This is a genomic window from Aeromicrobium fastidiosum, assembly GCF_017876595.1.
GTDB classification, from domain to species: Bacteria; Actinomycetota; Actinomycetes; order Propionibacteriales; family Nocardioidaceae; genus Aeromicrobium; species Aeromicrobium fastidiosum.
Map to the genome: position 1 here is coordinate 2,679,860 of NZ_JAGIOG010000001.1, position 20,014 is coordinate 2,699,873.

The 20,014-nt window shown below is 72.2% G+C and carries 19 protein-coding genes; 12 read left to right on the forward strand and 7 right to left on the reverse strand.

Annotated elements, in window-relative coordinates:
* The first annotated feature begins 101 nt into the window (after window positions 1–101).
* The 3 genes from JOF40_RS13290 to dprA are packed head-to-tail and all read left to right on the forward strand — an operon-like array spanning window position 102 to window position 3,177.
* Window positions 102–464 carry a YraN family protein gene (locus tag JOF40_RS13290; RefSeq protein WP_129184726.1) on the forward strand — a complete coding sequence of 121 codons (363 nt, stop codon included), beginning with the start codon at window positions 102–104 and terminating at the stop codon, window positions 462–464.
* A complete protein-coding gene (locus JOF40_RS13295; RefSeq protein ID WP_209674604.1) occupies window positions 464–2,044 on the forward strand; it encodes a YifB family Mg chelatase-like AAA ATPase in 1,581 nt (526 codons plus the stop codon). Before JOF40_RS13290 ends, JOF40_RS13295 begins: the two co-directional genes overlap by 1 nt.
* The gene (gene dprA, locus JOF40_RS13300) at window positions 2,041–3,177 is read left to right on the forward strand and encodes a DNA-processing protein DprA (RefSeq protein WP_129184724.1); all 1,137 of its coding nucleotides are present in this window, start codon (window positions 2,041–2,043) and stop codon (window positions 3,175–3,177) included. The genes JOF40_RS13295 and dprA overlap by 4 nt, the downstream gene beginning before the upstream one ends.
* A 12-nt stretch (window positions 3,178–3,189) precedes the next feature.
* Here dprA and JOF40_RS13305 read toward each other — a convergent pair whose 3' ends face one another.
* Window positions 3,190–3,840: a pyridoxamine 5'-phosphate oxidase family protein gene (locus tag JOF40_RS13305; RefSeq protein ID WP_129184722.1), complete on the reverse strand. Its 651-nt coding sequence runs from the start codon at window positions 3,838–3,840 to the stop codon at window positions 3,190–3,192.
* Entirely contained in the window at window positions 3,837–4,412 is a 576-nt protein-coding gene (locus JOF40_RS13310) for a TetR/AcrR family transcriptional regulator (protein ID WP_129184720.1), read from the reverse strand. Before JOF40_RS13310 ends, JOF40_RS13305 begins: the two co-directional genes overlap by 4 nt.
* A gap of 120 nt (window positions 4,413–4,532) precedes the next feature.
* On the opposite strand from JOF40_RS13310, the gene JOF40_RS13315 reads away from it, so the two are divergent.
* Window positions 4,533–5,468, forward strand: a complete 936-nt coding sequence (locus JOF40_RS13315) for a tyrosine recombinase XerC (protein ID WP_129184718.1) — start codon at window positions 4,533–4,535, stop codon at window positions 5,466–5,468.
* A gap of 33 nt (window positions 5,469–5,501) precedes the next feature.
* On the opposite strand, the gene JOF40_RS13320 is transcribed toward JOF40_RS13315, so the two are convergent.
* Genes JOF40_RS13320 through JOF40_RS13335 form a run of 4 tightly spaced genes read right to left on the reverse strand, consistent with a single transcriptional unit; the run spans window position 5,502 to window position 10,073 of the window.
* Window positions 5,502–6,884, reverse strand: a complete 1,383-nt coding sequence (locus tag JOF40_RS13320) for a hypothetical protein (RefSeq protein ID WP_129184716.1) — start codon at window positions 6,882–6,884, stop codon at window positions 5,502–5,504.
* 15 nt (window positions 6,885–6,899) lie between these two features.
* The gene (locus tag JOF40_RS13325; RefSeq protein ID WP_129184714.1) at window positions 6,900–7,709 is read right to left on the reverse strand and encodes an ABC transporter permease; all 810 of its coding nucleotides are present in this window, start codon (window positions 7,707–7,709) and stop codon (window positions 6,900–6,902) included.
* The gene (locus tag JOF40_RS13330) at window positions 7,706–8,659 is read right to left on the reverse strand and encodes an ATP-binding cassette domain-containing protein (protein ID WP_129184712.1); all 954 of its coding nucleotides are present in this window, start codon (window positions 8,657–8,659) and stop codon (window positions 7,706–7,708) included. Before JOF40_RS13330 ends, JOF40_RS13325 begins: the two co-directional genes overlap by 4 nt.
* Window positions 8,660–8,714: 55 nt before the next feature.
* Window positions 8,715–10,073, reverse strand: coding sequence for an amino acid adenylation domain-containing protein (locus JOF40_RS13335; protein ID WP_129184710.1), 1,359 nt, complete (start codon window positions 10,071–10,073; stop codon window positions 8,715–8,717).
* Window positions 10,074–10,260: 187 nt separating this feature from the next.
* On the opposite strand from JOF40_RS13335, the gene JOF40_RS13340 reads away from it, so the two are divergent.
* The 3 genes from JOF40_RS13340 to JOF40_RS13350 are packed head-to-tail and all read left to right on the forward strand — an operon-like array spanning window position 10,261 to window position 14,559.
* Window positions 10,261–11,667, forward strand: coding sequence for a condensation domain-containing protein (locus tag JOF40_RS13340; RefSeq protein WP_188111860.1), 1,407 nt, complete (start codon window positions 10,261–10,263; stop codon window positions 11,665–11,667).
* Window positions 11,668–11,714: 47 nt separating this feature from the next.
* A complete protein-coding gene (locus JOF40_RS13345; protein WP_209674606.1) occupies window positions 11,715–13,172 on the forward strand; it encodes a condensation domain-containing protein in 1,458 nt (485 codons plus the stop codon).
* Window positions 13,153–14,559, forward strand: coding sequence for a condensation domain-containing protein (locus tag JOF40_RS13350; protein WP_188111859.1), 1,407 nt, complete (start codon window positions 13,153–13,155; stop codon window positions 14,557–14,559). The genes JOF40_RS13345 and JOF40_RS13350 overlap by 20 nt, the downstream gene beginning before the upstream one ends.
* On the opposite strand, the gene JOF40_RS13355 is transcribed toward JOF40_RS13350, so the two are convergent.
* The gene (locus JOF40_RS13355; RefSeq protein ID WP_209674608.1) at window positions 14,510–15,421 is read right to left on the reverse strand and encodes a peptidoglycan DD-metalloendopeptidase family protein; all 912 of its coding nucleotides are present in this window, start codon (window positions 15,419–15,421) and stop codon (window positions 14,510–14,512) included. The two genes, JOF40_RS13350 and JOF40_RS13355, sit on opposite strands and share 50 nt — an antisense overlap.
* A 308-nt stretch (window positions 15,422–15,729) precedes the next feature.
* On the opposite strand from JOF40_RS13355, the gene rpsB reads away from it, so the two are divergent.
* The 5 genes from rpsB (at window position 15,730) to JOF40_RS13380 (ending at window position 19,892) form a co-directional block, all read left to right on the forward strand.
* Window positions 15,730–16,728 carry a 30S ribosomal protein S2 gene (gene rpsB, locus JOF40_RS13360; protein WP_129184702.1) on the forward strand — a complete coding sequence of 333 codons (999 nt, stop codon included), beginning with the start codon at window positions 15,730–15,732 and terminating at the stop codon, window positions 16,726–16,728.
* A gap of 37 nt (window positions 16,729–16,765) precedes the next feature.
* The gene (tsf, locus tag JOF40_RS13365; protein ID WP_129184700.1) at window positions 16,766–17,584 is read left to right on the forward strand and encodes a translation elongation factor Ts; all 819 of its coding nucleotides are present in this window, start codon (window positions 16,766–16,768) and stop codon (window positions 17,582–17,584) included.
* Between the two features lie 48 nt (window positions 17,585–17,632).
* Window positions 17,633–18,409: a UMP kinase gene (gene pyrH, locus JOF40_RS13370; RefSeq protein WP_129184698.1), complete on the forward strand. Its 777-nt coding sequence runs from the start codon at window positions 17,633–17,635 to the stop codon at window positions 18,407–18,409.
* 63 nt (window positions 18,410–18,472) lie between these two features.
* Window positions 18,473–18,994: a ribosome recycling factor gene (gene frr / locus JOF40_RS13375; RefSeq protein ID WP_245343662.1), complete on the forward strand. Its 522-nt coding sequence runs from the start codon at window positions 18,473–18,475 to the stop codon at window positions 18,992–18,994.
* A complete protein-coding gene (locus tag JOF40_RS13380) occupies window positions 18,984–19,892 on the forward strand; it encodes a phosphatidate cytidylyltransferase (RefSeq protein WP_245343137.1) in 909 nt (302 codons plus the stop codon). The genes frr and JOF40_RS13380 overlap by 11 nt, the downstream gene beginning before the upstream one ends.
* The last annotated feature ends 122 nt before the right edge of the window (window positions 19,893–20,014 follow it).

Sequence of the window (20,014 nt, forward strand, 5' to 3'; positions counted from 1 at the left end):
TCTCCGGCTCGGCTGTCCACAGGTGAGCTGTTGCTGCCGGTCGGTCCACAGGGGCGGACGACGTCCTGTCGCCCGGCCCGCGGGGTGACGACGCTGGAGGCATGACCTATCAGCGCAGCAAGTCCGTCGGCGACTACGGCGAGCGGGTGGCGGCCGACCACCTCCGCGGCCTCGGGATGGTGGTCCTGGCGACCAACTGGACGTGCCGGTACGGCGAGATCGACATCGTGGCGCGCGACGGCTCCACGCTGGTCATCTGCGAGGTGAAGACGCGCACCTCGTCCCTGCGCGGGGGACCGTTCGAGGCCATCACGGGGCAGAAGGCCGCGCGGTTGCGCAGGCTGGCGAGCCACTGGCTCGAGGTGCACGACGTGTCGCCGCCCAGCGTCCGCATCGACGTCGTCTCGGTCGTGGTGCCGCCCAAGGGCGGGCCCGTCGTCGAGCGCATCGCCGGGGTGGCCTGATGGCGGCGGCGACGCACTCGGTGACGCTCGACGGTCTGTCGGGCCGGCCGATCGAGGTCGAGGTCGACATCGGTGGTGGCCTCCCGCAGACGGTGCTGGTGGGCCTCGTGGACACGATGGTCAACGAGGCACGTGATCGTTGCCGCTCGGCCGTCGCCAACTCCGGCACGACGTGGCCTGACCAGCGCGTGACGATCAATCTCGCGCCCTCGACGCTCCCGAAGTCGGGCTCGCACTACGACCTCGCCATCGCTCTCGGCGTGTTCGCGGCCAAGTCGCTCATCCCGGCCGAGCAGCTGGCGGGCGCCGCGTTCCTCGGCGAGCTCGCGCTCGACGGTCGGCTTCGGGCCATCCGGGGCGTGCTGCCGGCGACCCTCGCGGCGGCCGAGGCCGGCTTCGACCGGGTATTCGTCCCGGAGGTCAACGTGCCGGAGGCCGAGCTCGTGCGGGGCATCTCGGTCGTCGGCGTCCGCTCGCTGCGCCAGACCGTCGCGCTGCTGACGGGGCAGGAGCAGCCCGACGACCCGCCCGTGCCACCGCTCGACGACGTCCCGTCGATCTCGTGGACGTCCGGCGACCGGCTGGCGCACCTCGACCTCGCCGACATCTCGGGTCAGGAGGACTCGCGGATGGCCCTGCTGGTCGCGGCTGCTGGAGGGCACCACCTGCTGATGACCGGGCCACCCGGCATCGGCAAGACGATGCTCGCGCAGCGTCTGCCGGGACTGCTGCCCGACCTCACGCACGAGCAGTCGCTGTCGGTCAGCGCCGTGCACTCCGTGGCCGGGGTGCTGCCGAGCGACGCGCCCCTGCTCACCCGGCCGCCGTTCCTCGACCCGCACCACACGGCCAGCGCGGTCTCGATCGTCGGCGGCGGCAGCAGGGTCATCCGCCCGGGAGCGCTGAGCCTCGCCCACCACGGAGTGCTGTTCCTCGACGAGGCGCCGGAGTTCGCGTCCAACGTGCTCGAGGCGCTGCGGCAACCGCTCGAGAGCGGGCACGTGGTGGTGTCACGTGCGGCCATGACGGCGGCGTTCCCGGCCCGGTTCCAGCTCGTGCTGGCCGCCAACCCCTGCCCCTGCGGTCTCAGCTCGGCGGTGTCCGACCAGTGCCGGTGCACCCCGCTGATGCGGCGACGCTACGCCGACCGACTGTCGGGTCCGATCCGCGACCGGATCGACATCCATCGCTCGCTCACGGCGATCACCCGGCCCGAGCTGGTCTCGGGCATGACCGGCGCGAGGTCGACGTCGGAGCTAGCGGGCGCCGTGGTCGAGGCACGCGAGAGGCAGCTGTGGCGGCTGACGGGCTCGCCGTGGCGCACCAACAGCGAGGTGCCGGGTGTCGAGCTGCGCAAGCACTGGCCCGTGCACGATGCGGGGCGCGCGCTGGTCGACCACCAGCTGCGCGCCAACAAGCTCAACGCGCGCTCGGCCGACCGCATCCTGCGGCTGGCGTGGACCATCGCCGACCTCAGCGGGCGCGACGTGCCGGGTGCCGACGAGGTCGATGCCGCGCTGTCGCTGCGACGGGGCACGGCGCTCGGGGGAGCGATGCGCGACATGGTGCAGGCCTCGTGACGCGGCGCGATCGCCTGGCGCTGAGCCTCGTCGTCGAACCGGGCGACCCGCGTCTGCCGGGTCTGCTGGCCGACCACGAGCCCGGACGGATCGTCGCAGCCGTGCGCGGAGACCGGCCGCCGACCGGCGTGCCCATGCCGGCGGCGTGGCTCGAGCGGGGAGCCGACCTCGACCGCCTGGTCGAGGTCGCGACCCAGCGGGCGACTGCGGCACGCCTGCGATGGGTGTGCCCGGGCGACCGCGACTGGCCGGACCGGCTCGACGACCTCGATCACGTCGAGCCGCTGCAGGCCACCACGGGCGCGCCCCTGGGGCTGTGGGTGCGCGGGTCGGGCGACCTCGGCCAGCTCGCCGAGCAGTCCGTCGCGGTCGTCGGTGCGCGCGACTGCACGACCTACGGTGCCGAGTGTGCGTCCGACCTCGGTGCCGACCTGGCCGACGGCGGGTGGACCGTCGTGAGCGGCGCCGCCTACGGCATCGACGGCTGCGCGCACCGCGGCACGCTGGCGATGGAGCGACCCACTGTCGCGGTGCTGGCGTGCGGGGCCGACCTCGACTACCCGCGGTCGCACGCGACGCTGCTCGACCGCATCGCCGACGGCGGGCTGGTCGTGAGCGAGCAGGCACCCGGCCAGAACCCGGTCAAGAGCCGGTTCCTGTCCCGCAACCGGATCATCGCCGCCCTCAGCGTCGGCACCGTCGTGGTCGAGGCTGCCGTGCGCAGCGGCTCGCTCAACACGCTGCACTGGGCCGATCAGCTGGGGCGCGTCACGATGGCGATGCCCGGCCCGGTCACGTCCAAGGCGTCGGGAGGAACCCATGCCGCCGTGCGTGCAGGTACGGCCGTGCTGGTGACGAGTGGTCGTGACGTGCTCGAGGAGCTCGGCGGCCTGGGTGCCGAGGAGTCCGCCGAGCCCATCGCGCCGACCGAGTTCGACCTGCTCGCACCCGTCGCGCGCGCCACGCTCGACGGTCTCGACTGGCGGTCAGCACGACAGCCGGCGGAGATCGCGTCAGCGGTCCGGCTCACCACGGCGCAGGTGCGGGTGGCACTCGAGCTGCTGCGGTCCCGCGGCCTGGTCGTGCAGCGGTCGACGGGCTGGGTGCTCGACCGCCGCGCCGACACCGGCTGAGTGGCCCAGGGGCTACGCCTCGACGGTGCCGGAGGACGACGCCAGCTCGCTGCGGAGCCTGGCGTTGTCGGCCTCCAGCTGCGCGAGGCGCTGCTGTAGCGGGGCGATCTGCGGTGCGAGCTCGCTCACCGTGTAGCGCGGCGTGATGTGCTGCGGGCAGTTCCAGTCGTACGCCTCGACCGTGACGGTCACGAGGCGCTCGACCGTGCCGTCGTAGCCGGGGACGACGAGCCGCCGGGCCAGCTCGGGATCGTCGGCAGCCTGCACGACGGTCGCCCGCCCGAACAGCTTGAGCCTCGCGCGATGCGGGTAGTCGACCGCGATGAGGGCGATGCGGTCGTCCGTCGTCAGGTTGCCGGTCGTCACGTACTGCAGGTTGCCGCCCAGGTCGGCCCAACCGATCGTGTGCGGGTCGAGCACGCGGACGAACCCTCCGTCGCCGCCCCGGTGCTGCACGTACGGCCAGCCGCCCTCGCCGACCGTGGCGAGGTAGAAGCTGTCGCGGGCCGACAAGAAGGCTGCCGCACGATCGTCCAGCGCGTCGCCGGTCGCGATCTCCTGGCCGCGGGCGACGTGCTGGGCGTAGAACTCGCCGCTGCCGTGCTCGTCCTGCACGTCGCGCACGGAGTCCGTGAAGGCGATCGAGGCATAGCGCCGGCTCATGGCACGTCCTGACGGGTGAGGAGATCGGGGAGATCGGCGACGACGTCTCCGAACGGGGTCACGTCGCCCAGCACTCGAGAGGCGACCAGCGCGCCCTCGACCCGCACGAAAGCGTCGAGCGCTCGACGGCGTGCCTGCGCGGTGTCGCTGCCGGCCCGTGCCGAGGCGTGGGCCATGGCGTCGACCCAGGCGCGTGCGAGCGCTCGGGCGCGGGCCACCACAGCAGCGGGTGCGTCGCCGACGGTCATGGTGTCGAGCACGCAGGCGAGCTCACCATCGGCGTAGAACTCGGCCAGCCGGCGCGCCATCTCGGCGACGTCGGACGCGGGGGATCGGCTCGCGCCCGCGTCGAGCGGCTCCAGGACGTGCGTGAAGCGGCGCTCGACCTCGGCGAGCACCGCGAGCGCCATGCCTGCCTTGCCGTCGGGAAAGCGGTGGTACAGGCTCGCGGACCGCAGGCCCGACGATTGCGCGAGCGTCGACAGCGAGGCCGCGGCGTACCCGTCGGCGCGGAAGGTCGCGGTCAGGCCGGAGACCACGGTGTCGTCGGAGATGGTGCGTGGACGTCCCATGCGAGAAGATTACCGAACGATCGACAAAATACAAGAGGGTCGTGGTGGGATGGTCCTTGGACGACTCCTCCCGGCGCGCCGACGCGGCCTGGGCAGCACGGCGATCCACACTGGGAGGCGATGACGACCGAGACGCGCGACGAGCTGACCGAGGCGTGGTCGGCTGCCCTCGCGGCCTACGAGCACCACCTCGTCGCCGAGCGTGACCTGTCGGCCCACTCGGTGCGGGCCTACCTGACCGACGTGCAGAGCCTCGGCTCGCACGCGGGCCGACTGGGCGTCGACGATCCCGCTGACCTCACGATCCGGGTGCTGCGCAGCTGGCTCGCGCACCTCAAGACGATGGGCAAGGCCCGCACGACCCTGGCCCGCCGGTCGACGTCGGCCCGGGTGTTCACGACGTGGCTGGCGCGCAGCGGCCGGTCGACGAGCGACGCCGGTGCGCTCCTGGTCAGCCCCAAGGGGCACCGCGAGCTGCCGGTCGCGCTGAGCCAGACCGAGGTGCGCGCGCTGCTCGACGCCACGACCGAGAGCCTCGTGCACGACGGGGCACGCGGGCAGCGCGACCTCGCGATCCTCGAGCTGCTCTACGCCACGGGCATCCGGGTCGGCGAGCTCGTGGGGCTCGACGTCGACGACCTCGACCGCGACCGCAGGGTCGTGCGCGTGTTCGGCAAGGGACGCAAGGAGCGTTCGGTGCCCTTCGGACTGCCCGCGTCGGACGCCCTCGAGCTGTACCTGGCCTCGGGTCGGCAGCAGCTCATGGTCGAGAGCAGCGGGGCCGCGGTGTTCCTCGGTGCGCGCGGTGGCCGCATCGACCAGCGAGCCGTGCGCCGTGTGGTCCACGAGCGACTCGAAGCGGTCGACGGTGCGCCTGATCTGGGCCCGCACGGTCTGCGCCACACCGCGGCGACGCACCTGCTGGAGGGCGGAGCCGACCTGCGCAGCGTGCAGGAGATCCTGGGCCATGCATCGCTGGGCACGACGCAGATCTACACGCACGTCAGCAACGAGCGCCTGCGTGCTGCCTTCACGCAGGCGCACCCCCGGGCCTGACGCCGGTCTGATGATCGACGGGATGCGTCGAGGTCACCACGACCGGACGTCGATGTCCCACCGCCGACACACCTCGTGCACGCGACGTCCGAGCTCGTCGTTGCTCCCGAAGTGATCGGGGTCGACGCCGAGCACGGCGAACGTCACGGTGCTGCCGTGCCGCGACCACCAGGCGTTGAGTCCGCCGCGGGTGCGGCGCATCATCGCGGGCGTGACGCCCTGCGTGACCGACCGCATCAGCACCGACGTCGCCGTGACGCCGACAGGGGCGGCGAACTCCGCGGGCAGATCGCCCAGGTTGGAGCACAGGCACAGCGGTGCCGTCATGCTGCGCGCCAGCAGGCCGACGGCGCGGTCGGGCAGCATCTGCACCAGCGGCCTGAGCGGCGCGAGGGCGTCGGACCGCGAGCCGTCGGCGAGTGCCGAGAACTCCCGCCGGCACCGCGAGCGGATCGTGGCGAGGTCGGGCACCCGCCCGACGCCGTCGACCGCGGTCGTGTCGACGTCGATCGAGACGCCCGAGGTGGCATTCGACCTCAGGTCGCGGTCGCCGCGCAGGCTGACGGGCAGTGCGACCCGCACGGGGCGGTCGGGCGCGACTCGTCCCGCGGCGAGCAGCACCTCGACGGTGATCGCCACCAGCAGGGTGTTCGAGGTGCCTCCGTGCCGGCGGGCCGCCTGCTCCCACTGCTCGGCGTCGCAGTCGACCACCACCGTCGCCGGACGGTAGGGGGCGTCGTCGCCGGTCCGGCGCGGTCCCGCCGGGGCCTGGCCGGACGTCTGCGCCGTGCTCGTCTCGGCCCGGGCCCGGGCCGCCCTGGCGGCGGCGACCGTGCCGCGGACGGCAGAGCCCAGCTGGCCGAGGGCGTCGCCGAGATCGTCGCGGAGCGTGACGTGGTCGTGGTCGACCGGCAGCCGTCCGATGTCGGTGCCCGAGGCCGCGGCCGTCAACGCGGCGACGTGGGCCCCGCCGTCGCACACGACGTGCGACGTGAGCAGCGACAGGACGGCGCCGCCGTCGGTGGTGGCCGCTGTCGAGAGCTCCCACGCCGGTGCCTGCTCCGGGTCGAGGTCGACCTCGGCACGCTCGTCGGCCCATGCCAGCACCTCGCCGGGTGGCAGGGCTCGCTGCTCGAGATGCACGGGGCGCGCCTGCGGTGCGGCCACCCACCGGTCGCGGGCACCGGGCACCGTGGAGCGCTTGACGGCCCGGCCCAGGGGACCGCCGGCCAGAGCCGTGCGCAGGCGGTCGAGGCGGTCGGGGTGGATCGGTCGGTCGAACCGCCACACCGTCTGGTTGACGACCCCGATGCCGAGCACGCGGCGCGACCGCATGAAGAGGTCGTCGTCGTACGTCAGGCGGTTGCCGGTCCCGGCGCGGGTCGTCGTCCGGTGGGTGCGGTCGGTCATGGTCATGGCGTCTCCGTCGGGTCAGGCGCTGCGGACGTAGGCCCGGACGGTCAGCGGGGCGAAGACCGCCAGCACGGCGGCCGCGCCGACGATCGCCGTCGTGACGGAGCCGGTGGCCGGTGCCGCGTCGGCCAGGTCGCGCACGGCCGTCACGAGGTGGGTGACGGGGTTGACCTCCGCGATCGCGCGCATCCAGCCCGGCATCGTCTCGGTGGGCACGAGTGCGTTGGACATGAACGACAGCGGTGTCAGCACCAGCATCGAGACGCCCTGCACCGCCGAGGCGCTCTTCATCAGCACCCCCATGAGCGCGAAGACCCAGCTGATCGTGAAGGCGCTGACCACCACCAGCACGCAGCCGGCGGCGAGACCACCCCACGACGCCGGCCGGTAGCCCATCGCCACCCCGACCGCGACGGTCATCGACACCGCGACGACGTAGCGAGTGACATCGGCCAGCAGCGAACCGGCCAGCGGGGCCGTCCGGGCCACCGGCAACGACCTGAACCGGTCGAACACGCCCCGGTCCATGTCGTCGCGCAGCTGGACGCCGGTGACGACCGAGGCCGTGACGGCGATCTGCACCAGCACGCCGGGGACGAGCTGCGGGAGGTAGCCCGACACGCCTCCGGCGACCGCCCCGCCGAAGACGTTGGCGAACATCACGGTGCCGACGATCGGCAGCACGATGACGTCGAACAGTCGCTGGGGGTCGTGCCGCACCCGCAGCAGGCCCCGGTAGGCGAATGTCACCGACTGGGCCGCGGCCAGCACGAGCCCCGGCTCACCGAGCGCGGGACGACGGACGGACGTCACGGACGCGGTGCTCATGCGGCGTCCTGACGCTCGGTGCCGGCAGACCCCGTCAGGGCGAAGAAGACGTCGTCCATCGTGGGCCTGGCGACGCTGATCTCGTCGAGGACGATGGCGCGCTCGTGAAACGCCAGCACGACGCCGGACGTCACCGCGCTCGACGTGATGGGCACGGCCAGGCGGCCGTCGACGATCGACGGCTCGCGGCCGGTGAGCCGCTCGACGATGAGCATCGCCTCGGGCCATCGCTCGCGGTCGCCGATCTGCAGCTGCAGCGTCAACCCGCCGACCGAGCGCTTGAGCGCCTCGGAGGTGTCGTCGGCGACGACGCGACCCCGGTCGATCACGGCGATCCGGTCGGCCAGCTGGTCGGCCTCCTCGAGGTACTGGGTCGTGAGCAGCACCGTGGATCCCTCGGCGACGAGCTCGCGGACGGTCGTCCACATGTCGGCGCGGGTGCGCGGGTCGAGCCCCGTCGTCGGCTCGTCGAGGAACAGCAGGGGCGGATCGCCGAGCAGGCTGGCGGCGATGTCGAGCCGCCGGCGCATGCCTCCCGAGAAGGTCGAGACCGAGCGATGCGCCGCGTCGGTGAGGCTGAACCGCTCGAGCAGCTCGTCGGCGCGGGATCGCGCCTGCCGACGTCCGAGCCCCAGCAGCCGGGCGAAGACGAACAGGTTCTCGTGCGCCGTCAACAGCTCGTCGACCGAGGCGTACTGGCCTGTGAGACCGATCAGCGACCGGACCGCGGTGGGGGAGCGCACGGCGTCGTGGCCGAAGACGTGGGCGGTGCCCGCATCGGGACGCAGCAGGGTCGAGAGCACGCGCACGGCCGTCGTCTTGCCGGCGCCGTTGGGCCCCAGCACGGCGTGGACCGTGCCCGTGCGAACGGACAGGTCGATGCCGTCGAGTGCCCGGTGCGAGCCGAACTCCTTGACCAGGCCCTCGGCCCGGATGGCCCATTCGGTCATGATGCGGCTCCTTCGAGTGGTGGGGCGGGTGGTCGAACCAGGTCGCCCGGGCCGGCTACCACGGTCGTGCCTCGACGTCCCAGGCCGACAGGACCGTGGTCATCGCATCGAGCAGGGTCGCGTCGTCGGGCACGCGAGCGGGATCGAGGGCGCTGACGGTCAGGGTCGTCCGTTCACCCACCGCGCACGTCCAGGCCATCAGGCCCCCACCGAGCGCCGCGAGCTCTGCCCGGTCGACCTGCCGGGGGCCGGCCAGCGCCGCGATGCTCCGGGCGCGCGGACCCTCACGCCCGGTGGGGGCGCAGAATGCGTCGGAGACCGCGCCGAGGTTGGACGCGAGCACCGTGGCAGCGGGCGGCGCTGGCAGGCGCCGGACGACCACGGTCGGCATCATCTGCACCAGCGTCAGGAGGGAGCCGTCGGCTGCCGGGACCGCAGCGCCGAGCGCCGAGTACGCCTGCTTGCACCGCGTTCGGACGTCCGTGAGGTCGCGGGCGACCGGGACGCCGGCCTCGACGTCGACGTGGGCGATGCGGGTCGCGTTGGACCGGATGTCGTCGGGCGTCCGGGCGCTGACGGGCAGCGCCACACGCACGGGGCGGCCGGCGACGGCTATGCCCGACGTGGACGCGAGCGCCGCCGCCACCGCGACGAACCAGGTGTTGGGCGAGCCTCCGTGGCGGGCCGCTGCCTCCGCGATCTGGGCCGTGCTGCACTCGACGACGACCGTGGGGGGTGTCCATCCGGACGGTGGCACACCCGCCGGTCGCCGGGCAACGCCTCCGCTGCGATCACGGTCGGTGCTGCCTGGCGGGCGCTTCGGTGGCTGGGCCGGTGGCCGCAGGCCCTTCGCGCCCCAGCGTGCCACGGACCCCAGCTGAGTCGCGGCGTCGTGGGCGTCAGCCACGAGTGCCTTCGCCAGTCGCGGCCGGGTCGGGACGGCGAGAGGTGGACGGCCGGCCGACGCCCGCTCGACGGCATCGAGCATCGCTCCGCCGTCGGCGACGGCGTGATCGGCGAGCAGCGACACGACCGCTCCGCCGTCCGCGATGTCGGCGACGATGAGCCGCCACGAGTCGCCGCGCGATGGATCGAGCCGGGTCGCGCCGAGCCACCGCAGCCACGGCATGACCTCGTGCTCGTCCAGTGGCTCGTCCCGCCGGACGATCTCGGGCGGTTCTGCGACGCGCGACCAGCGGGAGCGCGCCGCCGGCACGAGGGCGCGATGAGCCCGCCGGGCCAGGGCACCGTGCGCGAGCGCATCGCGCATCCGGACGAGATCCTCGGCCGCGACGCGCTCGTCGAACCGCCACGCGAACTGGTTCACGACAGGGCTGCCCAGACCGCGGTGGCGACGCATGAACAGGTCGTCGCCGAAGGTCAGGCGCACGGCCGAACGGTCGATCAGCTGCATGGACACTCCCCCCGAAGTGCTCCGAGTGAAACCCCGTCGCGCGGTCGTTGTCCATACCCCGGGGATGGTGACCATCATCACGTCGCGCCGCACCCCCGGGCGTCGGCACACTGACCCACATCGCCGTGCAGGGAGTGCGCGGCTCAGTCCGGCGGCTCGCGCCGCCGGCAACTCGGGGGAGTGTTCGATGGAGTACAGCGAGCTGCACGACTATCCGATCCCGGCCGGGATCGTGACCACCTGGACGCCCGTAGCGTCCCCGGCGGCGTGGCGCGACGACGATCGCGACCTGTCGTACGACCACGAGGCGCATCTGGGCCGCGATGCCGACGGTGCCTGGATCGGCTCGGCCATGCGGCTGCCCGGGCCCTACGATCCCGATGTGCTGCGGCGGGCGTTGCGCGCCTGGATCGTGCGGCACGAGGTGCTGCGCACGACGGTGCAGCGGCGCGATGTCGGCTGGGCCCGACGGACGGCTGAAACTGACGGTGTCGACGTGCGGCAGGAGGTGCTCGGGCACCGCTCGGGCGGCGAGGCGCGCGAGGAGGTGGCCCAGTTCCTGGCCGCGCTGTCGCCCGTGGTGTGGCCGCACTGCGTGTTCGCGACGGTCGTCGACCCCGATGCGTCCGGGTTCGTGCTGGTGTTCGGTGCCGACCACAGCGTCATGGACGCGTACTCGCAGCTGCTGTGGTTCGCCGAGATGGCCGATCTGTACCGGCGGGCCGGCACGGGTGCCGACGATGCCGAGCTGGCGGTGCTCGACGTCGGCAGTCACGTCGACTTCGCCGAGTCCGACCGACGATCGGGTGATGACATCGCGGACGACCACGTCGCTGTCACGACCTGGCGGGAGTTCTTGACGCTCGACGGCACGGGGGCCCCCGTCGACACGCCGGTGTTCCCCCATCATCCCGACGTGGCCGGCGGCGCGGCGGCAACGGCCTGCCCGCAGCGGAGCCTGTCGACCTGGGTGCTGAGCGGCGTCAGCACCGACCTGCTGGCGGGCCAGCTGCGACAGCGCGGCGTCGGGCTGCAGTCGGCCGGCATCGCGGCACTCGCCCTGGCCGCGCGCCGGCGCAGCGGCATCGAGCGGCTGCGATTCGTCCTGCCGCTGCACACGCGCCACGACCCGCGCCACGTCGGAGCCGTCGGCTGGTACGTCGGCCTGTGCCCCATCGATCTCGACCTCACGGGCGCCACCACGGTCGCCGAGGCGGTCCAGCGGGCCGACCAGGCCGTGCGGGGGGCCAAGGACCTGGCCCGACACCCGTTCCCTCGGATCGCCGAGCTGCTCGGCATCGACGACACGCCCCACTTCGTGGTGTCGTACGTCGACGTGCGACACGTGCCGGGGGCAGAGCAGTGGCCGGCCCAGCAGGCACGCGCCCTGCGCAGCCCGGCCCATGCGCCCGACGAGGTCTACCTCTGGCTGATCCGCTCACACGTGGGCCTCAACATCTCGGCGCGCTACCCGGGCACCGATCTGGCCGATGTCGCGATGCGGGGCTACGTCGCCAACGCCCGTGCCGTGCTGTCGGAGATGGTGTGGGACGAGCAGCCCGAGCAGCTGGCGGCGACGGGGTCGGCGCGATGATCCTCGACGAGATGTCACGGTGGCGGCCTCGACCCGGTGCGATCGTCATGTTCGGTCCGTCCGGGCGGAGCCTGACGGCTGCCGCCGCTGCGCCCGCCGACTCCGCGCCGGCGTCGTTCCTGCAGGCCGATCACCTGCGCGCCTACGCCGAGCGACGTGGACAGGCAGGCGAGCACCGAGCCTGGACGGGCGTCGCGACGGACGTCGACGGCCCCCTCGACCGCGAGGCGCTCGCCCGCGCCGTGACGCGGCTGGTCGTGACCCACGAGGGTCTGCGGTCGTGGTTCGACGTGTCGGGAGCCGAGCCGGTGCGCCACGTCGTCCCGGCGGACGACGTCGAGCTCGTGGTGACCGACGAGATCGTGCTCGGCGGGAAGACGCTCGACGGGGACGTGCTCGCGGGGGACGACTGGCAGGCAGCGCTCCAGCGCCACCTCGTGAGCGTCTTCGACGCGACCTGCCGGCCGGACTCCTGGCCGGCGTTCTGCCTCGGTGCCGTCGAGCGGCCCGACGGCTTCGGCCTGTTCTGGGGATGCGATCACGCGTTCACCGACGGTGCCTCCCAGATCATGGTCGCGTCGGAGCTGGCCGATCTCTACGCCGCCGAGATCGCCGCGCCGGGCGGTCCCGAGGTCGTCGAGGGGGCCCTGCCCGGCCCCGACCAGACCGGTCCGTTCGCTGACTTCGCGATGTCCGAGCACGTCGCGGCCGCCACGTACGACGCCAGCTCGCCCGAGGTGCGGGAGTGGACCCGACTCATCGAGGGCAGCGGCGGACGCCTCCCATCGTTCCCGCTCGACCTGGGTCTCGAGCCCGGGCAGACGGCACCGGTCAGCATCAGCTCGAACGACCTGCTGGACGCCGACGGAGCCGCGAGTCTCGACGCGCGCTGCCGCGAGGCCGGTGCCAGGACCGTCGATGCGGTCTTCGCGGCGATCGCGGCGACCGAGCACGAGCTCGCGCACCGTGACAGCTACGTCGGCGTGACGGTGCTCGGGGCGCGCGAGCGTGGGCCGTTCGCCCGCTCGCACGGCTGGTTCTGCACCTTCGCGCCCATCGCCTTCGACGTCGCGTGCCACGAGGGTGATGTCGACGGGCTGCTGCGCTCCGCGCACGAGGCGATGGCACGCGGCAAGCAGATCGGCCGCATGCCGGTGCACGTCGCCCTGGCCGAGATGGTCAGGTCGGGTGTCGTGCGACCCGAGACGCTGGGATCGCCGCAGCTGGTCTCGTACCTCGACCTGCGCCGGTTCCCGGGAGCCGGCCGCCCCGCCCACGAGCGCGGCGTCCACTTCACGGGGGCCGGACGCACCGCCAACGCCTCGATGTGGGTCAATCGCGACTCGCGACGCCTCTACCTCGCGATGCAGCACCCCGACACGCCACAGGCGCACGAGAGCACCGACCTCTACCGGAGGACGGTGGCGCGCACGCTGCAGGCAATGGCGGACGGCGCGACGCGCGTTCCCCGATCCGCGACGGCCCATGCTGGTCACAGCGGCTGACCTGTGGGAGCCCGATCCGGGCACGATCGTCTCATGGCGGATCGCTCCCGGACCGGTGCCGCCGCGGCCGGTCGGTCTCTCGCTCAACCAGCGCAACCACCTCGCCGCTGCCGTGGCGGGGGAGCCCTCGGTCTGGCTCGCGGCGACCTTCGACGTCGAGGGCCCGATCGACGTCGACGCGCTCGAGCACGCCTTCCGGGCAGTCGTCGCGCGCCACAGCGCCCTGCAGTGCGGTGCCGCTGTCGTCGCCCATGAGGTGCACGGGGTCCGTCACGACGCGGCGTCGCTGGGCTGGAGCCGGGTCGACTACGGTCCGACGGTCTCGGTCGACACGACCCGCGACCTCGTGAGGGCCGAGCTCGACCGTGCCTGCTTTCCGCTGGCGTACCCGGCGATCTGGCCCGCGGCCATCTCGCGGGCCGACCGCTCGACGATCGTCCTCGGTCTCGACCACCTGCACGCCGACGCCTACTCCCTGGTGGTGCTGGTCGACGACCTGCACGCGCTGTACGACGCCGCGGCCGGGGGACGACCGGCACCCGACCTGCCGGAGGCCGCATGCTTCGTGTCGGGGCTTGACCGTCCGCCACGCCGTGTGCCGGCGCAGGACGACCGCCTGGCGGCGTGGCACGACTTCTTGCGCTCCCGCGAGCACCGGTTGCCGACCTTTCCGATCCCCTTGGGCGTCGGGCCGGGCGAACGGGTCGCCCAGTGCACCGAGGTGGCCCAGCTGGCCGACGCCGACCTGACCGAGCGGGTGGGGGCCCACTCGCAGAGGCATGGCGGCACGACCAGCAGCGCCGTGCTCGCGGCGCTCGCGACTGCCGTCGACGAGCTGGGCGGACCCGACACCCTCGCGGTGCTGACACCCGTGCACACCCGGGTCACCGAGCAGGAGCGACGAGCCGTCGGCTGGTACACGACGACGACGCCGGTCGAGCTGAGGGCACACCGCGACGGCTGCCTCGCACTGACCGAGGCGGCCGCCGCCGTGGCGACGGGCCGGGCCATGGCGGCGGTCCCTCTCGACCAGGTGCTCGAGTCGGCGTCCGCGGCGCTCGTCCGGGAGCGCGCCGACGTCTTCATGGCGTCGTACCTCGACTACCGTCGCCTGCCCGGGCACGGCGAGCTCGTGGGCCGGCGCGCCCACCACGTGTCGGCACCCACGCTCGCCGATGACCTGCAGGTGTGGATCTCGCGCACCGACTCCGGGCTCGCCGTGCGGGTCCGGCTGCCGGACACGACGACCGCGAGGCAGGTCGTCGCGGGGCTGCTGACGGGGTGGACGACTGCGCTGCGCGACCTCGGGGTGTGCGCCCGTGCCGGCGACGCCGTGGTCACAGCAGCTGCATCGGGTCGACGAGAGTCCCGTCCTGCCGGACCATGAAGTGCAGGTGGCACCCGGTCGACATGCCCGTCGAGCCGGATCGCGCGATCACCTCGCCGGCACCGACCGACGCCCCCACCGGCACGGCTGCCGACGACACATGCGCATAGGACGTCTCGACCCCGCCAGCGTGCCGGATCGTCACGCGACGGCCGTAGGCACCGGCTGTCCCGGCGGCCACGACCGTGCCCCCGGCGGCCGCGTGCACCGGCGTGCCACACGGGACGCCGAAGTCGGTGCCGTCGTGCAGCTTGCGGACCCCCGTGACGGGGTGCACCCGCGTGCCGAACGGTGACGTCACGGGGCCGCCGACCGGACGTTGCAGCGGGCCCCCGGCACCCGACGGCGGTGACGGGGGCTCGCCGTCGGGACTGATGAGCCGGAACCGCCCGCCGCCGAGCAGCTCGAGGGGGTCGAGGTAGTCGTCACCGACCCGGCGGCCGAGGTGCAGGCAGGCGTCCGCGCAGTGACTGTGCTCTCCCAGCAGCGTGCCGATGACCTGCCTCGCCTCGACGGCGTCGCCGACCTGGACGACCGCCGCGACGGGCTGGTAGGTCGAGCGCTCGGCACCGTGGTCGATCGTCACCACCGGTACCCCGCCCACCTGCCCGGCGAACGTGACCCGTCCGGCCGCCACGGCTCGCACCGGGTCGCCGACCGACCCGGCCAGGTCGACGCCTCGGTGGCCGGCCCCGTAGCGGTCGGCGGGCGGGTCGAACCGCTCGCCGACGGCGTGTCGTCCGAGCGGCCACGACCACGGCTCCGTCGAGGCCGCGGCGGGCACCGGCCGGAGCGTGACGAGGCAGAGCGTGGCGAGGCAGAGCGTGACGAGGGGGAGGAGCGCGGCGACGGGTCGAGGCATGCGACCAGCCAACGGGTCAGCCCGCCGCCGGCACAGGCGTCGGGCCGGTCCTGGGGACATCCACGCGATGCCGCGCGGTTGTGGATTTCGTCCGGGACGGGGGAGTGCCCTAGACTGGGACCACTCACCTCTCCGGAGGTGAAATTCGCGCGCCTGTCCCCGTATGACGCGAAAGCCGAATGCGGACGATGCCCTGGTCTGCCCAGCACTGCTGGGCAGGTGGTGTCATGCGACAGGTGCCAGGTCACCGCCAACCGGCGGTGAGTCAACCAGGAACCGGCACACGTGTGCCACAAGGAGATACGACCATGGCAGTCGTCACCATGCGCCAGCTGCTCGAGAGCGGCGTCCACTTCGGGCACCAGACCCGTCGCTGGAACCCCAAGATGAAGCGATTCATCTTCACCGAGCGCAACGGCATCTACATCATCGACCTGCAGCAGTCGCTGGCCTACAGCGACGCCGGGTACGAGTTCGTCAAGAACACCGTCGCTCGCGGCGGCACGATCCTGTTCGTCGGCACCAAGCGCCAGGCGCAGGAGCCGATCGAGGAGCAGGCCAAGCGCGTCGGCATGCCCTACGTCAACCAGCGTTGGCTCGGCGGCATGCTCACCAACTTCCAGACGATGCACCAGCGGCTCCAGCGCATGAAGGAGCTCGAGGAGATCGACTTCGACGACGTCGCGGGAAGCAACCGCACGAAGAAGGAGCTCCTCGGCATGAGCCGCGAGTACGCGAAGCTCTCGCGCACCCTCGGCGGAATCCGCGACATGGGCCGCACCCCGGCCGCCGCGTGGATCGTCGACACCAAGAAGGAGCACCTCGCGGTCGACGAGTGCAAGAAGCTCGGCATCCCGATCATCGCGATCCTCGACACCAACTGCGATCCCGACGACGTCGACTTCCCGATCCCGGGCAACGACGACGCGATCCGCTCGGTCGGCCTGCTGACCCGGGTCATCGCCGACGCCGTCGCCGAGGGCCTCATCTCCCGCGGTGGTGCCAAGACCGGTGACGAGCAGCCCGGTGCCGAGCTCGGCGCCGAGGAGCCCCTGGCCGACTGGGAGCGCGAGCTGCTGGAGAAGAAGGACGCGGACGCCGCTGCTTCTGCTGCTGCCCCCGCGACGACCGCCGACGCCGTCCCGGCTGCCGACGACGCCGCTGCCGCGCCCGCCGTGGTCGAGGCTCCTGCGGACGAAGCCGCTGCCGAGGCTCCGGCCAAGAAGGCCGCCGCCAAGAAGGCTCCTGCCAAGAAGGCCGAGGCCGCCGCCGACGCCCCGAAGGACGACGCCGTCACCGCTGAGTGACCCGGCCCCTTCACTGACTCACGCAAAGGAACACACCATGGCTATCACCGCCACAGAGGTCAAGAAGCTGCGCGACGCCACCGGCGCCGGAATGATGGACGCCAAGAAGGCGCTCACCGAGGCCGACGGCGACTTCGACAAGGCGATCGAGGTGCTCCGCATCTCGGGCGCCGCCAAGGCCGCCAAGCGCGGTGCCGAGCGCGAGGCCACCTCCGGCCTCGTCGCCAACTACGGCAGCGCCATTGTCGAGCTCAACTCCGAGACCGACTTCGTCGCCAAGAACGAGCAGTTCATCACGCTGGCCGAGAAGCTGGCCGAGAAGGCCGACGAGACCCGTCCGGCCGACGCCGCGGAGTTCTCCGCGACGCCGTTCGAGGGTGGCAAGACCGTCGGAGAGGCCGTTGCCGACATGGCGGTCCTGATCGGCGAGAAGATCGAGCTCGGCCGCGTGGCCAGCTTCGACGGCCAGGTCGCGACGTACATGCACCGTCGTGCCAGCGACCTGCCGCCGGCCGTCGGCGTGCTCGTCGAGTTCGAGGGCGACGCGGGTCACGACGCTGCTCGCAGCGTCGCGATGCAGATCGCGGCCATGCGTCCTCGCTACCTGACGCGCGAGGACGTCCCCGCCGAGATCGTCGCCAAGGAGCGCGAGATCGCCGAGGCCACGTCGCGCGAGGAGGGCAAGCCCGAGCAGGCGATCGCCAAGATCACCGAGGGTCGCCTCAACGGCTTCTTCAAGGAGCAGGTGCTGCTCGAGCAGCCGTCCGTCCAGGACGACAAGAAGACGGTCAAGGCTCTGCTCGATGAGGCCGGCGTGACGCTCAAGCGTTTCGCGCACATCGAGATCGGCGCCTGAGACCACGCACCACCCGAAGCATCCGCTGATCGACGAGAGGCCGGAACCGTGACCACTGCAGAGCATGTCGAGGTTCCGGCCTCTGGTCGTCCGCTCCGGCGGGTGCTCCTCAAGCTGTCGGGCGAGGTGTTCGGCGGCGGCAAGATCGGCATCGATCCCGATGTCGTCAACGGCATCGCCAAGCAGATCGCCGATGCGGTCGCCGACGGCGTCGAGGTCGCGATCGTCGTCGGCGGTGGCAACTTCTTCCGAGGTGCCGAGCTCAGTCAGCGCGGCATGGAGCGCTCGCGCGCCGACTACATCGGCATGCTGGGCACGGTCATGAACAGCCTGGCGCTGCAGGACTTCTGCGAGAAGCAGGGCGTCGACACCCGTGTGCAGTCCGCCATCACGATGGGCCAGGTCGCCGAGCCGTACATCCCGCGCAAGGCCATCCGGCACCTCGAGAAGGGCCGTGTCGTGATCTTCGGCGCGGGTGCCGGCATGCCGTACTTCTCGACCGACACGGTCTCGGCCCAGCGGGCGCTCGAGATCAAGGCCGATGCCGTCCTGATGAGCAAGTCGGGCGTCGACGGCGTCTACTCGGCCGATCCGCGCACCGACCCGACGGCTCGCAAGTTCGACGAGCTGACCTTCGACGACGCCCTGCGCATGGGGCTCAAGGTCGTCGACGCGGCAGCCTTCGCGCTGTGCATGGAGAACCGCCTGCCGATGATCGTGTTCGGCATGGAGGGCGAGGGGAACATCGCCCGCGTGCTGAGCGGTGAGAAGATCGGAACACTCGTGCACGCCGCCCCGGCCGCAGGCACGCCAGAATCACTGTGAAAGAACTACCCGGATGGGACGACTATCGTGATTGACCAGACCCTGCGCGACGCCGACAGCAAGATGGGCAAGGCCGTCGAGCACACCCGCGAGGAGTTCGCCGCGATCCGCACGGGCCGCGCGCACCCCGCGATGTTCGCCCAGATCACGGCCGAGTACTACGGGCAGCAGACGCCGCTCAACCAGCTCGCCGGCTTCCAGGTGCCCGAACCGCGCACCGTCATCATCCAGCCGTACGACGCCGGCGCGAAGCCCGCGATCGAGAAGGCCATCCGCGAGTCCGACCTCGGCGTCAACCCCAGCGACGACGGCAAGGTGCTGCGCGTGACGCTGCCCGAGCTCACCGAGGACCGGCGCAAGGAGTACATCAAGCTGGCCAAGTCCAAGGCCGAGGACGGACGCATCGCGGTGCGCGGCGTGCGGCGCAACGCCAAGCAGGCGATGGACAAGGCCGAGAAGGACTCCGAGATCAGCAAGGACGACAACACGGGGGCCGAGAAGCGGCTCGACGCCCTGACCAAGAAGCACGTCGAGGTCATCGACGAGATGCTCAAGAACAAAGAGGCAGAGCTCCTTGAGGTCTGAGTCTCCCCACGAGGAGACTCCGCCCGTCGTCTCCCCGGACGAGCTGACGCCCGACGGCGAGGTCATCCCCGCCGTCGCGCTGAAGACCAGCCGTGCGGGCCGCAACCTCCCGGCTTCGATCGCTGTGGGCGTCGGCCTCGTGGCGATGGTCATCGCGTCGCTGTTCGTCGTCAAGGAGGCGTTCATCGCCGTCGTGGCCCTCGCGCTGGCGATCGGGCTGTTCGAGCTGACCCGCGCATTCGGCACGGTGCGCATCGCGCTGCCGGTGCTGCCGGTCGTCACGGGCGGCACGATCATGCTGGTCGGTGCCTACTTCGGCACGATGGAGACCGCCGCGGTCGCGATGGCCCTGACGGTCATCGGCACCATGGTGTGGCGGCTGAGTGACGGGGCCGAGGGCTTCGTCCGCGACGTCACGTCCGGCATCTTCTGCCTGTCGTACCTCTACCTCATGGGCACGTTCGTGCTCCTGATGCTCAAGGAGGACGACGGTCCGTGGCGCATCGTGGCGTTCATCGTCGCGACGATCGCCTCCGACATCGGCGGATACATCGCCGGGGTGCTGTTCGGTCGGCACCCCATGGCACCCACGATCAGCCCCAAGAAGTCGTGGGAGGGATTCACCGGGTCGTTGATCTTCGGCATCGGCAGCGGCATCGCGACCGTGACCTACGCCCTCGACGGCGATTGGTGGGTCGGCATCCTCCTCGGCATCGCCGGCGTCGTGTTCGCGACGCTCGGCGACCTGTCGGAGTCGCTCATCAAGCGCGATCTCGGCATCAAGGACATGGGCGACCTGCTGCCCGGGCACGGCGGACTGATGGACCGGCTCGACTCGCTCATCGCGGTCGCACCCATCGCCTGGCTGATCCTGTTCCTGCTCGTCCCCGTCACCTGACGCCCGCGAGTCACTCCATCACGGCCCGCGAGTCACTGGGTCGCGCTGCTGGCGCGACGCAGTGACTCGCGATGGGGGTCGCAGCGACTCGCGACGCGTACCGCAGCGACTCGCGAGCGGGG